Origin of the sequence: Streptomyces sp. NPDC048415 (assembly GCF_040651675.1) — a bacterium.
In the GTDB taxonomy this organism is placed as follows: domain Bacteria; phylum Actinomycetota; class Actinomycetes; order Streptomycetales; family Streptomycetaceae; genus Streptomyces.
Map to the genome: position 1 here is coordinate 199,663 of NZ_JBEZKJ010000002.1, position 16,411 is coordinate 216,073.

The 16,411-nt window shown below is 69.0% G+C and carries 14 protein-coding genes; 8 read left to right on the forward strand and 6 right to left on the reverse strand.

The window, feature by feature from the left end; all coding sequences use genetic code 11:
* The first annotated feature begins 528 nt into the window (after positions 1–528).
* The 3 genes from AB0D27_RS02520 to AB0D27_RS02530 all read left to right on the forward strand — a co-directional run bounded on the left by AB0D27_RS02520 (position 529) and on the right by AB0D27_RS02530 (position 3,213).
* Positions 529–1,038, forward strand: coding sequence for a MarR family transcriptional regulator (locus tag AB0D27_RS02520; protein WP_362501184.1), 510 nt, complete (start codon positions 529–531; stop codon positions 1,036–1,038).
* Positions 1,039–1,100: 62 nt separating this feature from the next.
* Positions 1,101–1,439 (forward strand): DUF3817 domain-containing protein, encoded by a 339-nt coding sequence (locus AB0D27_RS02525; protein WP_362501185.1) that lies wholly within the window; start codon positions 1,101–1,103, stop codon positions 1,437–1,439.
* Positions 1,440–1,512: 73 nt separating this feature from the next.
* Complete coding sequence (locus tag AB0D27_RS02530; protein WP_362501187.1) at positions 1,513–3,213, forward strand: methylmalonyl-CoA mutase family protein; 1,701 nt, start codon at positions 1,513–1,515, stop codon at positions 3,211–3,213.
* Positions 3,214–3,389: 176 nt separating this feature from the next.
* Here AB0D27_RS02530 and AB0D27_RS02535 read toward each other — a convergent pair whose 3' ends face one another.
* Positions 3,390–4,004 (reverse strand): TetR/AcrR family transcriptional regulator, encoded by a 615-nt coding sequence (locus AB0D27_RS02535; protein ID WP_362501189.1) that lies wholly within the window; start codon positions 4,002–4,004, stop codon positions 3,390–3,392.
* 269 nt (positions 4,005–4,273) lie between these two features.
* Here AB0D27_RS02535 and AB0D27_RS02540 point away from each other — a divergent pair, with 269 nt between their 5' ends.
* The 4 genes from AB0D27_RS02540 to AB0D27_RS02555 all read left to right on the forward strand — a co-directional run bounded on the left by AB0D27_RS02540 (position 4,274) and on the right by AB0D27_RS02555 (position 8,464).
* Positions 4,274–5,251, forward strand: coding sequence for a tetratricopeptide repeat protein (locus AB0D27_RS02540; protein ID WP_362501191.1), 978 nt, complete (start codon positions 4,274–4,276; stop codon positions 5,249–5,251).
* A gap of 620 nt (positions 5,252–5,871) precedes the next feature.
* A complete protein-coding gene (locus tag AB0D27_RS02545; RefSeq protein WP_362501192.1) occupies positions 5,872–6,504 on the forward strand; it encodes a DUF6230 family protein in 633 nt (210 codons plus the stop codon).
* A 117-nt stretch (positions 6,505–6,621) separates the two neighbouring features.
* Positions 6,622–7,167 carry a DUF6114 domain-containing protein gene (locus tag AB0D27_RS02550; RefSeq protein ID WP_362501194.1) on the forward strand — a complete coding sequence of 182 codons (546 nt, stop codon included), beginning with the start codon at positions 6,622–6,624 and terminating at the stop codon, positions 7,165–7,167.
* A complete protein-coding gene (locus tag AB0D27_RS02555; protein ID WP_362501196.1) occupies positions 7,157–8,464 on the forward strand; it encodes a hypothetical protein in 1,308 nt (435 codons plus the stop codon). Before AB0D27_RS02550 ends, AB0D27_RS02555 begins: the two co-directional genes overlap by 11 nt.
* A gap of 89 nt (positions 8,465–8,553) precedes the next feature.
* Here the strand turns inward: AB0D27_RS02555 and pyk are convergent, their stop codons facing one another.
* The 3 genes from pyk to pta are packed head-to-tail and all read right to left on the reverse strand — an operon-like array spanning position 8,554 to position 13,466.
* Positions 8,554–9,984: a pyruvate kinase gene (gene pyk / locus AB0D27_RS02560; protein WP_362501198.1), complete on the reverse strand. Its 1,431-nt coding sequence runs from the start codon at positions 9,982–9,984 to the stop codon at positions 8,554–8,556.
* A gap of 9 nt (positions 9,985–9,993) precedes the next feature.
* Complete coding sequence (locus tag AB0D27_RS02565; protein WP_362501419.1) at positions 9,994–11,349, reverse strand: acetate kinase; 1,356 nt, start codon at positions 11,347–11,349, stop codon at positions 9,994–9,996.
* A 26-nt stretch (positions 11,350–11,375) separates the two neighbouring features.
* On the reverse strand, positions 11,376–13,466 hold the full coding sequence (gene pta, locus AB0D27_RS02570; protein ID WP_362501200.1) for a phosphate acetyltransferase: 2,091 nt from the start codon (positions 13,464–13,466) through the stop codon (positions 11,376–11,378).
* Positions 13,467–13,694: 228 nt separating this feature from the next.
* Between pta and AB0D27_RS02575 the strand changes: the two genes are divergently transcribed.
* A complete protein-coding gene (locus AB0D27_RS02575) occupies positions 13,695–14,720 on the forward strand; it encodes an ATP-dependent 6-phosphofructokinase (protein WP_362501202.1) in 1,026 nt (341 codons plus the stop codon).
* 23 nt (positions 14,721–14,743) lie between these two features.
* Here the strand turns inward: AB0D27_RS02575 and AB0D27_RS02580 are convergent, their stop codons facing one another.
* Both AB0D27_RS02580 and AB0D27_RS02585 read right to left on the reverse strand, forming a co-directional pair.
* Positions 14,744–15,373: a helix-turn-helix transcriptional regulator gene (locus AB0D27_RS02580; protein WP_362501421.1), complete on the reverse strand. Its 630-nt coding sequence runs from the start codon at positions 15,371–15,373 to the stop codon at positions 14,744–14,746.
* A gap of 183 nt (positions 15,374–15,556) precedes the next feature.
* On the reverse strand, positions 15,557–16,411 hold the full coding sequence (locus AB0D27_RS02585) for a carbohydrate ABC transporter permease (protein WP_362501204.1): 855 nt from the start codon (positions 16,409–16,411) through the stop codon (positions 15,557–15,559).

Here is a 16,411-nt window from a genome sequence, read left to right on the forward strand (position 1 = left end):
CCGCCGAACAAGGACGCCTCTCGCCCCCGCCGCCCCTACCCTTCCCGTCCCTGGGGGCTGCGCCCCCAGACCCCCCTTCGGCCTGAACGGCCTCGTCCTCAACGCCGGACGGGCTGGATGCTGTGGGCCCGGGATGCTGTGGTCCTGTCCTCGGAGGAGGCCGGACGGGCTGGGTGCTGTCGGCCCCGGCTGAAGACTGCCGTGCGGCCTTGTCCCTGAATGACGAGCGGGCTGGATGGTGTCGGCCGGGGCTGGGGAGGTCATGCCGCGCGCCCCCACCGGGCCGCAGTCGCCGACGCACGGGAGGGGCCGTGTCGGTACATCGAATGCCCGCATCCGGACGGATCCAAGGAAGACAGCACTTCCCGGCCCACGGCTGATCCGTTCGGATGCGGGCGGATGTACCGGCGCGGCCCCGACCCACCCACCCGGTGGAACGCGGCGTCCCAGCCGCCCGCGGCAAGGGCCCCGAGACCGAAAGGCGAGACGGGGCTGACCACGATGTGACCGGCCGGTAAGGTCTTTGGCGTGCCGAAGCCGCTCAGCCTTGCCTTCGATCCCATCGCCCGCGCCGACGAACACTGGAAGCAGCGCTGGGGCTCCGTGCCGTCCATGGCCGCGATCACCTCGATCATGCGCGCGCACCAGATCCTGCTCGCCGAGGTGGACGCGATCGTCAGGCCGTACGGACTGACCTTCGCGCGGTACGAGGCGCTGGTGCTGCTCACCTTCTCCAAGGCGGGCGAGCTGCCGATGTCCAAGATCGGCGAGCGGCTGATGGTGCACCCCACGTCCGTCACGAACACCGTCGACCGGCTGGTCCGCTCCGGCCTCGTCGACAAGCGCCCCAATCCCAACGACGGACGCGGCACGCTCGCCTCCATCACCGACAAGGGCCGCGAGGTCTGCGATGCGGCCACCCATGACCTGATGGCGATGAACTTCGGCCTCGGGGCCTATGACGCCGAGGAGTGCGCGGAGATCTTCGCGATGCTGCGCCCGCTGCGGGTCGCCGCCCACGACTTCGACGACGAGTAGGCGGGGGGCGGGGGGCGGGGGGCGGCGAAGATCGCGCAAAAGGGGCCGTTACGCTCGTACCCATGAAGAAGAGCGTGCTGACCAGGTACCGCGTGATGGCCTACGTCACCGGTGTGCTGCTGGTCCTGCTGACCCTCGGCGTGATCGCCAAGTATGTGCTCGACATCAACGGTGCCGTGGACTTCACGCGCGTCGTCGCCATCGCGCACGGCTGGCTGTACGTCGTGTACCTGATCTTCGCCTTCGACCTGGGCTCCAAGGCGAAGTGGCCGGTCGGCAAGCAGCTGTGGGTGCTGCTGGCCGGCACGATCCCCACGGCCGCCTTCTTCGTGGAGCGCAAGATCTCCCGCGAGCTGGAGTCCCAGGTCACGGACCCCGCTCCCGCGGTCGCCGAGGCGTAATCCCGCCGCCGCACCACAACGTGCGGCGGCCCCCCATCGACATTTACTTGGACGTCCTAGTAAATTCGGGGGTATGGACGCTGACGCCATCGAGGAGGGCCGCCAACGCTGGCAGGCCCGCTACGACGCCTCCCGCAAGCGCGAGGCCGACTTCACCACGCTCTCCGGAGACCCCGTAGAGCCGGTGTACGGTCCCCGACCGGGGGACACATATGAGGGCTTCGAGCGGATCGGCTGGCCCGGTGAGTACCCCTTCACCCGAGGGCTCTATCCGACCGGCTACCGAGGGCGTACGTGGACCATCCGGCAGTTCGCCGGGTTCGGCAACGCCGAGCAGACCAACGAGCGCTACAAGATGATCCTCGCCAACGGCGGCGGGGGACTGTCCGTCGCCTTCGACATGCCGACCCTCATGGGCCGTGACTCCGACGACCCGCGCTCGCTCGGCGAGGTCGGGCACTGCGGGGTCGCCATCGACTCGGCGGCCGACATGGAGGTCCTGTTCAAGGACATCCCGCTGGGTGACGTCACCACGTCGATGACGATCAGCGGTCCGGCGGTACCGGTCTTCTGCATGTACCTGGTCGCGGCGGAGCGGCAGGGCGTCGACCCGGCCGTCCTCAACGGCACGCTCCAGACCGACATCTTCAAGGAGTACATCGCGCAGAAGGAGTGGCTCTTCCAGCCCGAGCCGCACCTCCGCCTCATCGGCGACCTGATGGAGCACTGCGCCGCGAAGATCCCCGCGTACAAGCCCCTGTCCGTCTCCGGCTACCACATCCGCGAAGCCGGATCGACGGCCGCGCAGGAGCTCGCGTACACGCTCGCGGACGGCTTCGGATACGTGGAGCTCGGAATCTCGCGCGGGATGGACGTGGACGTCTTCGCGCCGGGCTTGAGCTTCTTCTTCGACGCGCACCTCGACTTCTTCGAGGAGATCGCCAAGTTCCGTGCGGCGCGGCGGATCTGGGCCCGCTGGATGCGGGACGTGTACGGCGCCACGTCCGACAAGGCGCAGTGGCTCCGCTTCCACACCCAGACGGCGGGTGTCTCGCTGACCGCCCAGCAGCCGTACAACAACGTCGTCCGTACGGCGGTGGAGGCGCTCGCGGCCGTCCTCGGCGGCACGAACTCGCTGCACACCAACGCGCTGGACGAGACCCTCGCGCTGCCGTCCGCGCAGGCCGCGGAGATCGCCCTGCGCACGCAGCAGGTGCTGATGGAGGAAACCGGCGTCGCCAACGTGGCCGATCCGCTGGGCGGTTCCTGGTACGTCGAGCAGCTCACCGACAGGATCGAGGCCGACGCGGAGAAGATCTTCGAGCAGATCAAGGAGCGGGGGCTGCGGGCGCACCCCGACGGGCAGCACCCGATCGGGCCGGTCACCTCCGGGATTCTGCGGGGGATCGAGGACGGGTGGTTCACCGGGGAGATCGCCGAGTCGGCGTTCCAGTACCAGAGGGCGCTGGAGAAGGGCGACAAGCGGGTGGTGGGCGTGAATGTCCACCATGGCTCGGTGACGGGGGATCTGGAGATCCTTCGGGTCAGTCACGAGGTGGAGCGGGAGCAGGTGCGGGTGCTGTCGCGTCGTAAGGCGGGGCGGGACGACGCCGCGGTGCGGGCGGCTCTGGACGCGATGCTCGCCGCCGCGCGGGACGGGACGAACATGATCGTCCCCATGCTGGACGCGGTCCGGGCCGAGGCCACGCTGGGCGAGATCTGTGATGTCCTCCGGGAGGAGTGGGGGGTGTACACGGAGCCGGCGGGCTTCTAAGGCTGTTCTCGCCCCCTGCGCCCCCTCCGCCCCGCCCCCTGCGCCTTCTGCGCCCCCTGTGCCTCCTGCGCCCCTACCCTCCCCCCGCTCTCGGCTTCGCTCGAGCGGGGGGAGGGGGGACCCCACCGCATCTGAGGGCTCCACCCCGGACCCGCGCCCCTCAAATGCCGGACGGGCTAAAAATCCGTCAGCCCCAGGAGCAGCAACCGGGTGAAAGAGCGGACCCACTCCTCGTCCGCGGGCTCCGCGCTGACGAGGGTGCGATGGACCACCGCACCGGCGACCACGTCGAAGATCAGGCCCGCGGTGCGGGCGGCCGACTCGGGGTCCTCCTCGGGCGGCAGCTCGCCGCGGGCCTGCGCGCGGGCGCGGCCCTGGAGGACCAGCCGCTTCTGGCGGTCGACGATGGACGTGCGGATCCGCTCGCGCAGGGGCTCGTCCCGGGTCGATTCGGCCACCACCGCCATCAGCGCGGTCTTCGCCTCCGGCCGCCCCAGAATCGCCGCGAACTGCAGCACCACGCCCTCGATGTCGGCGGCGAGGCTTCCCCGGTCGGGGAGCTCGAGTTCGTCGAAGAGGACGGCCACCGCGTCGACGACGAGCTCGTTCTTGCCCGCCCAGCGGCGGTAGAGGGTCGTTTTGGCGACCCCGGCGCGCGTCGCCACGTCTCCCAACGTCAGCTTGGACCAGCCGAGTTCGACCAGCGCCGCACGCGTCGCGTCCAGGATCGCGGCGTCCGCGGCGGCGCTGCGCGGGCGCCCCGTACGAGGGGCGGAAGTGCGACTCTGCATGTCAGTGACCATATCCGGCCGTTCTGTGGAGCCGTATCAGGCGTTTTCGTGAAGCCGTGAGGGAGATCACCGGGGGAGGGTGCACAGCGGCGTCCCCGGGCAGTTACGCTACGGCTCGTAGCGAAAGCTCATCGCGAAAGTCTGTAGCGAACGCGACAACCACTGGCGCCAGGTGGGGACCCGGCGCCCAGCGACACCGAGCACGACGTGACAAGCCTGGCTTTCACAACGCTTTTCATCCACGCGCGAGGAAGGGGGAGGATGTACTCATGCAGCCACGGAACATGTCCATGAGCGGAGTCGTCGACCTCGCCGCGGTGAAGGCGGCCCAGGAGGCCAAGGCGAAGGCGGAGCAGGCGCGCGCCGAAGCGGCCGGCGAGGGCGGCGGAGGCGGGGCGGTGTCCCCGGCGAGCCTTGTCATCGACGTCGACGAGGCGGGTTTTGAGCGCGACGTCCTGCAGCGGTCCACCGAGGTGCCCGTCGTCATCGACTTCTGGGCCGAGTGGTGCGAGCCCTGCAAGCAGCTGAGCCCGGTGCTCGAGCGGCTGGCCGTCGAGTACAACGGCCGGTTCGTGCTCGCCAAGATCGACGTCGACGCCAATCAGATGCTGATGCAGCAGTTCGGGATCCAGGGGATTCCGGCTGTGTTCGCCGTGGTCGCCGGGCAGGCGCTGCCACTCTTCCAGGGGGCGGCGGCAGAGGCGCAGATCCGGGAGACCCTCGACCAGCTCGTCCAGGTCGCCGAGCAGCGCTTCGGCCTCACCGGCCTGACCGTCGACCCGGACGCCGAGCCCGGCAGCGCCCCCGCGGCGCCCGAGATGCCGGCCGGCCCCTACGACGCGCTCCTCGAGGCCGCCGTACAGGCCCTGGACGCGGGCGATCTGGGCGGTGCCGTCCAGGCGTACAAGAACGTACTGAGCGACGACCCGGGTAACACGGAGGCCAAACTGGGCCTTGCCCAGGCCGAGTTGCTCCAGCGCGTGCAGAACGCCGATCCGCAGCAGGTGCGCAAGGACGCCGCGGACAGGCCAGGTGACGCTGCGGCACAGATCGCGGCCGCCGACCTGGATCTCGTCGGTGGGCATGTCGAAGACGCGTTCGGGCGGCTCATCGACACGGTGCGGCGCACGGCGGGCGACGACCGCGACGCCGTACGGCTGCGGCTGCTGGAGCTCTTCGAGGTGGTTGGGGCCGACGATCCGCGAGTGATCGCGGCGCGCCGGGCGCTGGCCAGGGCCCTGTTCTGACCAGTCCCTAAACGCCGGGGCTTGTGATGCCCAGGTGAAAGATTGGCTGACAGAGTGACACGTGGCCGCGCTTTACCAAAACTTGGTAAACGCGGCCGCTGTTACTTGGAGTAAGTCGCGGCCGTTGATCTGTCGGATTCCGTCCAGTAATCAACCGTTGTGTCATCCCCCTCTGTGCCACCCTCCGTTGCCGCCCGATACCGGCGGGTCGTTGTTCGGTTATCCGGCCGTTACTAGCCAGTAACGAACCCCCTTGTGCGGGCGGCGAGAATGCACCACGATCGGCGACGCTCGGTCCATTACCCCTACCCCGACAACCAATCGGGTCAAGGGGTTTTCTGGGTCCCCACCGAGTAGAGCCGACGGAGTCTCGCCGGCTCTTGGGCAGGGGGGTCTTTGCCGTTCGGCAGAGCCTGTCCAGCAGGTTGTGCGTGATGTGTGTCAGGCGCGACCAGTGGTTGTCGCTCGGGGGTGATCGCCGGTGATTCGGGTGCTCTTCGCGCCTCCGAGTACAGGCGCTCTCCTTCCCGAGGACGTAGCACTTCTCCCATCCCTGCCCGGCTGAGCCGCCGACATGGGGCAGTCAGGGCCAGGAGATGTACGTCCGAGAAGGAGGAAATATGGAGTCCCAGGTGCGTGGCGGGACCAGATGGAAGCGGTTCGCGGTCGTGATGGTGCCCAGCGTGGCCGCCACGGCAGCGATAGGTGTCGCCCTCGCGCAGGGCGCTCTCGCCGCGTCGTTCAGCGTTTCCGGTCAGTCGTTCAAGGTGACGGCGGACCGACTCGACGGTACGGGCTTCGAGCAGTACGGGGCCATTGACTCGGGCTACACCCTGGACGGCAAGAAGACGGCTCACCCCGTCGCCGTCTCGGCGTTCAAGTCGGCGTCGATCAAGAACATGTGCCAGTCCGTGGTCACCCCGGACATCCCGCTGCTCGGTTCCGTCAGCCTCATCCTGAAGGCCGGTGGTGGCGACACCCCGGTCGAGGCCGAGAACCTGTACATCGACGTCGAGGACCTCAACGCCGATGCGACGTTCCACAACATCGACATCGGTGTTGCGGCCAAGGACGCCAACAAGGGTCCGGGCATCGGCAAGGGTGACGCGGCCAACCCCTACGGGTTCGCCCAGCAGGCCGACTCGGCCACGCTGACCGACGTCAAGCAGACGGCGTGGGCGACCACCGCCGGCACGTTCAAGCTCAGCGGCCTGAAGATGTCGCTGTCCAAGGGCGTCAAGGAGTGCTACTAGGCACTCCGGGGTGGGCGGGGGAGCCTGCGGCTGTCCCGCCCACCCGTCCCTTCTCGCCGTACGCGTAGCAGTCACGCGTACTTTTCACAGCAAAGCCGTTCCAGGGAGCTGTTTTCCATGAGCGCCGAGACTCCTGCCGCGCCCGGCCAGAACGAGCACTACCTCCGGGTCATCCGGCGGAACTTCCGTACCTGGAGGGGCGATCGCCCGTTCTGGGCCGGACTGTTCGTCGTGCTCGGCGGTTTCCCCATCGCCTACTTCCCGTACGCGAACCTCCAGATCGGCCATCTGACGCTGGCGATGGCCACCACCGCGGGCGCGGGCTCCCTGATCATCGGTGTCCTGCTCGTCGTCCTGGGCATCAGCCTCTGGTTCCAGAAGCACGTACGGACCTTCGCGGGTGTGGCGGCCATCCTCCTCGCGCTGGTGTCCATCCCGGTGTCCAACCTGGGCGGCTTCCTCATTGGCTTCCTGTTCGCGATGATCGGCGGCGCCATGGCGGTCTCCTGGGCCCCGGCCGACTCCGCCGAGGAGGAGCCCGTCGGCAAGGGTGACAGCGCCGCCCCCGAGCCCGCGGCGGCCGCGAACGGTGTGGGTGAGCCGAACGATCTGTCAGGAACGAGCCCGAGCAACGGGGCGAACGGGAGGCACAGTGCCGGCTGACGAGGTGATCCACGGGACTGATGTGGACGAGTCCCGTGTGAGAACCGGGCCGCGCCACGCGGCCCCCAGGAAGCCGCTGTTCACCAGGTTCCACATGCCGGCCGGCAAGGCGATCGCCCTGGCGGCCATGCCGACGGCGGTCCTCATGGGGATGGGGCTCACCCCCACGCTCGCCCAGGCCGACGACCACTCGACCTCGAAGAGCCTCACGGCCGACGAGTACCAGAAGTGCGTCGAGGCCGTCACCGGCTCCGAGAAGGCGTCGGACACGGCGTCGCCCTCCGCTTCCGCTTCAGCCTCCCCCTCACCGAGCGCGAGCGAGTCCTCCGGCAAGGCCACGTCGACACCCTCGACGTCCTCGGGCACGTCCTCTTCGTCGGATTCAGGTTCCGACGACAAGGCCGAACCCACGCCGTCCGCCTCCTCGCCCTCCGCGAGCACGTCGCAGAAGTCCTCGGACCACGCCGCCTCCACGCCGACCCCCTCGGCGTCCGCGAGCAGCGGCAACGTTCTCGACACCATCGGCGACGCGATCACCGGCGTCCTCACGGGCGGGAGCGGCTCCTCCGCGAGCGAGAGCTCCAGCCCCACGCCGTCCGCCTCCCCCTCGTCGTCGAGCTCGGCCAAGGACAGCTCCGGCAGCGCCTCCGACACCGTCAAGGACACGACCGACAAGGTCACCGAGACGGTCAAGGACACCGTGAAGGACACCACCGACACGGCGTCCAAGGCGGCCTCGGACACCACCGCGAAGGTCAAGGAGGCGGCCGACGCGGCCACCGCGTCCCCCAGCCCCTCCGCGAGCTCCAGCACGGACGCGTCGGACTGCCCGGTCGCGACCGACGACGAGGGCGGCGTCGACAACCCGGTGGCCCTGCCCGACGACCCCTGGTACCTGAACGCCAGCTCACTGCTGCTCAAGGGCGCCGACTACCAGGGCATCGTGAAGGTGAGGACGGCCAGCGGCAAGACCAAGAAGGTCCTGAAGTACGTCATCTCCGACGGCACCGACATCGGAGATCTGCACCAGACGGTGAAGGACAAGCAGTCCGGCAAGACCTACCACGTGCAGGCGGCCAGCGGCTCGACGTCCACCATCCGCGACGGCAAGACGGTCATGTACACGGAGAGCATCTCCGGCAATCTGCTCGGCCTGATCCCGATCACGTTCAGCCCGGACAACCCTCCGCCGCTGAACATCCCGCTGATCTACTTCACCAACGTGAAGGTCGTTCAGGCGGGACAGTTCGGCGGGACGCTGACCGTTCCCGGGCTGCACTCGTACCAGACCGACTGAGCGCGCCTCAGAGCCCATCCGGGAGCCGCACACACTGAGGGCGCCCCCTGATCACAGGGGGCGCCCTCAGCGGCGTACGGGGACCGGGGTCAGGCGCGGTCGCCCTCGCCCAGGTGGTGCACCCGGACCATGTTGGTGGTGCCGGGGACGCCGGGAGGCGAACCGGCGGTCATCACGACGACGTCGCCCTCGTTGAACCGCTTGAGCTTCTGCAGCTCCTGGTCGACCAGGTCCACCATCTCGTCGGTGCTGTTCACGAACGGCACGACATGCGACTCGACGCCCCAGCTCAGCGTCAGCTGGTTGCGGGTGCCCTCGTCCGTGGTGAAGGCCAGGATCGGCTGAGTGGCGCGGTAGCGGGACAGCCGGCGGGCGGTGTCACCGGACTTGGTGAAGGCCACCAGCCCCTTGCCGCCGAGGAAGTCGGCGATCTCGGCGGCCGCGCGGGCCACCGAACCACCCTGCGTACGCGGCTTCTTGCCCGGGACGAGCGGCTGCAGGCCCTTGGAGAGCAGCTCTTCCTCGGCGGCGATGACGATCTTCGACATCGTCTTCACCGTCTCGATCGGATACGCGCCCACACTCGACTCGGCCGACAGCATGACCGCGTCCGCGCCGTCCAGGATCGCGTTGGCGACGTCGGACGCCTCGGCGCGCGTCGGGCGGGAGTTGGTGATCATCGACTCCATCATCTGGGTCGCGACGATCACCGGCTTGGCGTTGCGGCGGCACAGCTCCACGAGGCGCTTCTGCACCATCGGGACCTTCTCCAGCGGGTACTCGACGGCGAGGTCACCACGGGCCACCATGACCGCGTCGAACGCCGCGACGACGCCCTCCATGTTGTCGACCGCCTGCGGCTTCTCCACCTTGGCGATGACAGGGACCCGGCGGCCCTCCTCGTCCATCACCTTGTGGACGTCGGTCACGTCGTTGGCGTCGCGCACGAAGGAGAGGGCGACCATGTCGCAGCCCATCCTGAGGGCGAAGCGCAGGTCCTCGACGTCCTTCTCGGACAGCGCCGGCACGTTCACGGCCGTGCCGGGCAGGTTGATGCCCTTGTGGTCGGAGATCACACCGCCCTCGATGACGACCGTCTTGACCCGCTGGCCGTCGACCTCGACGACGCGCAGCTCCACGTTGCCGTCGTTGATGAGGATCTGGTCGCCCTTGGAGACGTCACCGGGCAGGCCCTTGTAGGTCGTGCCGCAGATGTGCTTGTCGCCGGGGACGTCCTCGGTGGTGATGGTGAACTCGTCACCGCGCACCAGCTCGACGGGACCCTCGGCGAAGGTCTCCAGACGGATCTTCGGGCCCTGCAAGTCGGCGAGGACACCGATGGCCTTGCCGGTCTCGGCCGAGGCGGCCCGGACGCGGTCGTACCGCGCCTGGTGCTCGGGGTGCGTGCCGTGGCTGAAGTTGAAGCGGGCCACATTCATGCCGGCTTCGATCAGCGCGACCAGCTTTTCGTGGGAGTCGACCGCGGGGCCGAGAGTACAGACGATTTTCGAACGGCGCATGGGGCGATCCTATCGGTTTGTTTCGCTACGGAATATTCCGTCTGGTGGAAGATACAAATGGGCGGACGGGTGCTCAGGCGTGGCTTTCTCCGAGCGCTTTACGAGCCCGGATACCGCCGTTTTCGAAAGCCCCGTCCCTTTCTCTCCGACCAGCGCATACGTCTGTGTGGCGATCTCCAGTTCCTCGTCCGTCGGCACCACCGCGACCGCGACCCGCGCCTGCCGCGGCGAGATGAGCCGTGGCTCCCCACTGCGTACGGCGTTGAGGTCACCGTCGACCGCGAGCCCCAGTTCCTCGAGGCCGGCGACGGCCGCCTCACGCACCGGCGCGGCGTTCTCGCCGACTCCGGCGGTGAAGGCGATGGCGTCCACCCGGCCGAGGACCGCGTAGTAGGCGCCGATGTACTTCTTCAGGCGGTGGATGTAGATGTCGAAGGCGAGTCGGGCCTGCTCGTCGCCCTCGTCGACGCGGCGGCGTATCTCCCGCATGTCATTGTCCCCGCACAGACCGATCAGGCCGCTCTTCTTGTTGAGGAGAGTGTCGATCTCGTCCGTGGACATTCCGCCAACGCGCATCAAATGGAAGATGACGGCCGGATCCATGTCACCGGAGCGCGTACCCATCACGAGTCCCTCCAAGGGCGTGAGTCCCATGGAGGTGTCCACGCACCGGCCGCCGCGCACGGCCGAGGCGGACGCCCCGTTGCCCAGGTGCAGCACGATGACGTTCACCTCCTCGGGTGCCTTGCCCAGGAGCTTCGCGGTCGCGCGGGACACATACGCGTGCGAGGTGCCGTGGAAGCCGTAGCGCCGGATGCGGTGCTCGTCGGCGGTCTTCACGTCGATCGCGTAGCGCGCCGCCGACTCGGGCATCGTGGTGTGGAACGCGGTGTCGAAGACGGCGACCTGGGGGAGGTCAGGGCGCAGCGCCATGGCGGTACGGATGCCGGTGAGGTTGGCCGGGTTGTGCAGCGGGGCGACCGGGATGAGCCGCTCGATCTCCGCGAGGACGGCGCCGTCGATGACGGTCGGGTCGGTGAAGAACTTCCCGCCGTGCACGACCCGGTGACCGATCGCGGCCAGCTGGGGGGAGTCCAGACCGAGCCCGTCCTTGGCCAGCTCCTCGGCGACGGCCTTCAGAGCGGCGTCGTGGTCGGGGATCGGCCCCGTCGTGTCGCGGGACTCCCCGCCGGCCAGCGGGGTGTGCTTGAGCCGGGACGTCTGCTCGCCGATGCGCTCGACAAGGCCCGCTGCCAGCCGGCTGCTGTCACGCATGTCGAGCAGCTGGTACTTCAGTGACGAGGAGCCGGAGTTGAGGACGAGCACGCGAGAAGCAAGGGGGGCCGAGCGCCGCTCGTCGGACAGGGCCGTGATGGACGACGGGTGGGAGCTCACTGCTGGGAAGCCTTCTGGTCGGGGATCTGGGCCTGGATCGCCGTGATGGCGACGGTGTTGACGATGTCCTGGACGAGCGCGCCGCGGGACAGGTCGTTGACGGGCTTGCGCAGGCCCTGCAGAACCGGGCCGACGGCGATCGCGCCGGCCGAGCGCTGCACGGCCTTGTAGGTGTTGTTGCCGGTGTTGAGGTCCGGGAAGATCAGCACGGACGCCTGCCCGGCGACCTCCGACTCCGGCAGCTTGGTCGCCGCGACCGTCGGCTCGACAGCGGCGTCGTACTGGATCGGCCCCTCGATCCTGAGATCCCCGCGGCGCAGCCGCACCAGGTCGGTGGCCTCGCGCACCTTGTCCACATCGGCGCCGGAACCGGACGTGCCCGTCGAGTACGACAGCATCGCGATCCGCGGCTCGACGCCGAACTGCTCGGCGGTGGCGGCCGACTGGATGGCGATGTCGCAGAGCTGCTCGGCGTCCGGGTCGGGGTTGACGGCGCAGTCGCCGTAGACCAGGACCTTGTCGGCCAGGCACATGAAGAAGACGGACGAGACGATCTTCGAGTCCGGCTGCGTCTTGATGATCTCGAAGGCGGGCCGGATGGTCGCGGCCGTCGAGTGGACCGACCCCGACACCATGCCGTCGGCGAGGCCCTCCTGGACCATCAGCGTGCCGAAGTAGTTCACGTCCGCGACGACGTCGTACGCCAGCTCCACGGTCACGCCCTTGTGGGCGCGCAGCTTCGCGTACTTCTCGGCGAAGGAGTCGCGCAGCTCGGAGGCCTGCGGGTCGATGAGCTGCGCGCCGCCCAGGTCGATGCCGAGGTCGGCGGCCTTCTTGCGGATCTGGTCGACTGGGCCGAGCAGTGTCAGGTCGCAGACCCTCCGGCGCAGCAGCACCTCGGCGGCGTGCAGGACGCGCACCTCGGTGCCCTCGGGCAGCACGACGCGCCGCTTGTCGGAGCGGGCCTGCTCCAGCAGCTTGTGCTCGAACATCATCGGCGTGAGCCGGTCGCTGCTCGGTGCGGAGACCCGCTTGAGGAGGTCGCTGGTGTGCACGTACCGCTCGAACAGACCGAGCGCGGTCTCCGCCTTGCGGGGCGTGGCCGCGTTCAGTTTGCCCTCCAGGGCGAAGAGCTCGGCCGCGGTGGGGAACGAGTTCCCGGCCACCGAGACGACCGGCGTGCCGGGCGCGAGACGGGCCGCGAGGGTGAGGATCTCGTCGCTGGGCCGCTCGTTCAGGGTGAGCAGCACGCCGGCTATCGGGGGAGTGCCGGCGCTGTGCGCGGCGAGCGAGCCGACGACCAGATCGGCGCGGTCGCCCGGGGTCACCACGAGACAGCCCGGGGTCAGGGCGTTGAGGAAGTTCGGCAGCATCGCGCCGCCGAAGACGAAGTCGAGCGCGTCACGGGCGAGCCCCGCGTCGTCGCCGAGGAGCACCTTGCCGCCGAGAGCGTGGGTGATCTGCGCGACGGTGGGCGCGGAGAGCGCCGGCTCGTCGGGCAGCACATAACAGGGCACCGGGAGCCGGGATTCGAGCCGCTCGTGGAGCGCGGCGCGGTCCTCGCGGGCCACCCGGTTCACGACCATGGCGAGTACGTCGCAGCCCAGCCCGTCATATGCCCGGTAGGCGTTGCGCACTTCGGCGCGGACGGACTCGGCGGTCTGTCCCCGGCCTCCGACGACCGGGATCACGGACGCGGCGAACTCGTTGGCCAGACGGGCGTTGAGCGCCAGCTCGTCGGGGAGCTGGGTGTCGGCGAAGTCGGTGCCGAGGACGAGGACGACGTCGTAGTCGCGCGCGACCAGGTGGAAGCGGTCGACGAGGGTGGAGACCAGCTCGTCCGTGCCCTGCTCGGCCTGGAGCGCGGACGCCTCGTGGTAGTCCATGCCGTACACCGTCGCCGGGTCCTGGGCCAGCCGGTAACGGGCGCGCAGCAGCTCGAAGAGCCGGTCGGGACCGTCGTGCACGAGCGGACGGAACACCCCCACCCGGTCGACCTGGCGGGTCAGGAGCTCCATGACCCCCAGCTCGACGACCTGGCGGCCGTCGCCGCGGTCGATCCCGGTCACGTACACGCTGCGCGTCACGCGTGCTCTCCATCCGTTGCGTCGCTGGGTGATTCGGGGCTGATTCGGGGCTCGGAAAAATGGCCCACTGAGGTGAGCGGAACCCTCTTGACAATACCTCTGCGGGTAGCTAAGGCGCCCGCCAGGACAAACGTCCTGGTGGGGTGGGCGGAAGCGGCGGTGCCATCCGTGCCGTGAAACAATCGGATTGGCTCACCGGCATCAACAGCGAGCAGGAGACACAGCACGATGCGCATCGGAGTTCTCACCGCAGGCGGCGACTGCCCGGGCCTGAACGCAGTGATCCGGTCGGTCGTGCACCGAGCGGTCACCAACTTCGGGGACGAGGTCATCGGCTTCGAGGACGGCTACGCAGGCCTGCTCGAAGGCCGCTACCGCACCCTCGACCTCGACGCGGTCAGTGGCATCCTCGCCCGTGGCGGCACCATCCTCGGCTCCTCCCGGCTGCAGCGCGACCGGCTCCGCGAGGCCTGCGACAACGCACAGGACATGGCCCGCGAGTTCGGCATCGACGTCCTGATCCCGATCGGCGGCGAGGGCACCCTGACCGCCGCCCGCATGCTGTCGGACGCGGGTCTGCCGGTCGTCGGCGTCCCGAAGACGATCGACAACGACATCTCCTCGACGGACCGTACGTTCGGTTTCGACACGGCGGTGGGCGTGGCCACCGAGGCCATGGACCGGCTGAAGACGACGGCCGAATCCCACCAGCGCGTGATGGTCGTCGAGGTCATGGGCCGGCACGCCGGCTGGATCGCCCTGGAGTCCGGCATGGCGGCCGGCGCGCACGGTATCTGCCTGCCCGAGCGCCCCTTCGACCCGGCCGACCTGGTGGCGATGGTCGAGGAGCGCTTCGCCCGCGGCAAGAGGTTCGCGGTCGTCTGCGTCGCCGAGGGCGCCCACCCCGCCGAGGGCTCCATGGACTACGGACACGGCGCGATCGACCAGTTCGGCCACGAGCGCTTCCAGGGCATCGGTACGGCCCTCGCGCACGAGCTGGAGCGCCGCCTCGGCAAGGAGGCCAAGCCGGTCATTCTCGGCCACATCCAGCGCGGCGGCACGCCGACCGCGTACGACCGCGTCCTCGCGACCCGCTTCGGCTGGCACGCCGTCGAGGCCGCGCACCGCGCCGAGTTCGGCAGGATGACGGCGCTGCGCGGCACGGACGTCGTGATGGTGCCGCTCGCGGAGGCGGTCACCGAGCTGAAGACCGTGCCGAAGGACCGGATGGACGAGGCGGAGTCGGTGTTCTAGGGGCATGCTCCCCGGGGCGGGACTCAGTACGTGGCCCCCTCGACCATCGACCAGAAGTGGTCGACGATCCGGTCGAGGAAGTCCCGGCCCGACTCGCTGGAATCGGTGGCGGCCGATCCGCCGCCCCAGCTCAGCGTGGCGACCATCTGTCCCTGGTAGTCCGTGTGCATCTCCTCCAGGACGTCCTCCAGGAGATGCCGGTCGAGGGGCACCATCTTGCCGAGCGGACGCACATACGCCTGCCAGCGCGTCGTCACGGCGCTGCGCAGCAGCTCCGCGAGCTTGCCGTCGCGTCCCGTCACCGTGATGAAGTCGGGCAGCGAGAGCTCGAGGACGTCGGCGAGGGCGGACGACTGCCGCTCGTTTCCGCGCCACGCGCCGGACTCCTCCATCCGCTGGTAGGCGAGGAGCTCGAGGCCGACGGCGCGTGCCACGTCCTCCGCGGCTAGGCCGCGGGCGACACGGTGTTCGCGCAAGGTGCGCGGTGCGCCGATGAGCTCGCCGGGCGAGCACCACAGCACGCCGGCGAGCGCGGTGAGCTCGGGTGAGCTCGGGGTGGTGATCCCGCGCTCCCAGGCGGTGACGAGGTCGGGCGTGACATAGGGCAGCCCGTACGAGGCTCGCATCCCGTACGCGACGTGCTCGGGCCCCATTCCGAGCGCCGCCCGCAGTTTGCGGGCGGCCTGGGCGTTGAAGGGCGGGGTGGGCTGTTGGGCCTGCGGTCGGTGCACGCGGACAAAGTATGGGTCCGGGACAGCGGTGACTACAGTCTGTTCGGCCACAATTACGGATTGTAGGAACATACGGTTTCGGACGTTGTGGTGGGTTACCGCCCGTTACCCCTTGACAGCTCCGCCCAGCGCGAACCCGCCACCCAAGCGCCGGGCCACCAGCACATACAGCACCAACACCGGCGTCGAATAGATCACCGAGAACGCCGCCAGCTGCCCGTACACCACCATGCCCCGATTTCCGAAGAACTCGTTGATGCTCACGGAAGCCGGCATCTGGTCCGGGGTCAGCAGCAGCATGAACGGGACGAAGAAGTTGCCCCACATCATGACGAAGGAGAAGACCGTCACCACGGCCACCCCTGGTCCCATCAGCGGGAGCACGATCCGTATCAGTGACTGAAAGGCGGACGCTCCGTCGGTCCAGGCCGCCTCCTCCAGCTCCTTCGGTACGCCGTCCATGAAGTTCTTCATCAGCCAGATGGCGAAGGGGAGTTGAGAGGCCGCGAAGAACAGGATCGTGCCCTGCAGGGTGTCGATCAGGTTCACCTGCACGAACAGGGCGTAGACCGGCACCATGATCGCCGTGATCGGCAGGCTGGTGGCGAAGAGGATCGACAGGAGGAACGGGCGGTTCAGGCGCGAGCGGAACCGGGAGAGGGGATACGCCGCAAGGGCCGCGCACACCACCGTCAGCAGCGTGCCGCCGCCGCAGAGGATCAGGCTGTTGAGGAGAGGGGTGAAGGTGATGTCCGGTTTCAGAACGGCGTCGAAGTTGTCGAGGGTGACACCGTCAGGCACCTTCACCGTCAGGTCCGCGTGCGCGTCCAGCGACGACAGGACCACCCAGGCGAGCGGCAGCGCGAACGCGGCGGCCACGACGAGCAGTCCGACGTCCGCCGCCAGACGTCGCCCCGTGCGGCGGGACCTGAACGTCGTACCTCTGGTCAATACGGCCAT

Coding starts and splice junctions, on each gene's coding strand:
- AB0D27_RS02550 (WP_362501194.1), top strand. CDS start 6,622: ATGAGCGCCGAGACTCCTGCCGCGCCCGGCCAGAACGAGCACTACCTC.
- AB0D27_RS02525 (WP_362501185.1), top strand. CDS start 1,101: ATGAAGAAGAGCGTGCTGACCAGGTACCGCGTGATGGCCTACGTCACC.
- AB0D27_RS02530 (WP_362501187.1), top strand. CDS start 1,513: ATGGACGCTGACGCCATCGAGGAGGGCCGCCAACGCTGGCAGGCCCGC.
- AB0D27_RS02540 (WP_362501191.1), top strand. CDS start 4,274: ATGCAGCCACGGAACATGTCCATGAGCGGAGTCGTCGACCTCGCCGCG.
- pyk (WP_362501198.1), bottom strand. CDS start 9,984: ATGCGCCGTTCGAAAATCGTCTGTACTCTCGGCCCCGCGGTCGACTCC.
- AB0D27_RS02545 (WP_362501192.1), top strand. CDS start 5,872: ATGGAGTCCCAGGTGCGTGGCGGGACCAGATGGAAGCGGTTCGCGGTC.
- AB0D27_RS02575 (WP_362501202.1), top strand. CDS start 13,695: ATGCGCATCGGAGTTCTCACCGCAGGCGGCGACTGCCCGGGCCTGAAC.
- AB0D27_RS02585 (WP_362501204.1), bottom strand. CDS start 16,411: ATGGCCGTATTGACCAGAGGTACGACGTTCAGGTCCCGCCGCACGGGG.
- AB0D27_RS02535 (WP_362501189.1), bottom strand. CDS start 4,004: ATGCAGAGTCGCACTTCCGCCCCTCGTACGGGGCGCCCGCGCAGCGCC.
- AB0D27_RS02580 (WP_362501421.1), bottom strand. CDS start 15,373: ATGGGGCCCGAGCACGTCGCGTACGGGATGCGAGCCTCGTACGGGCTG.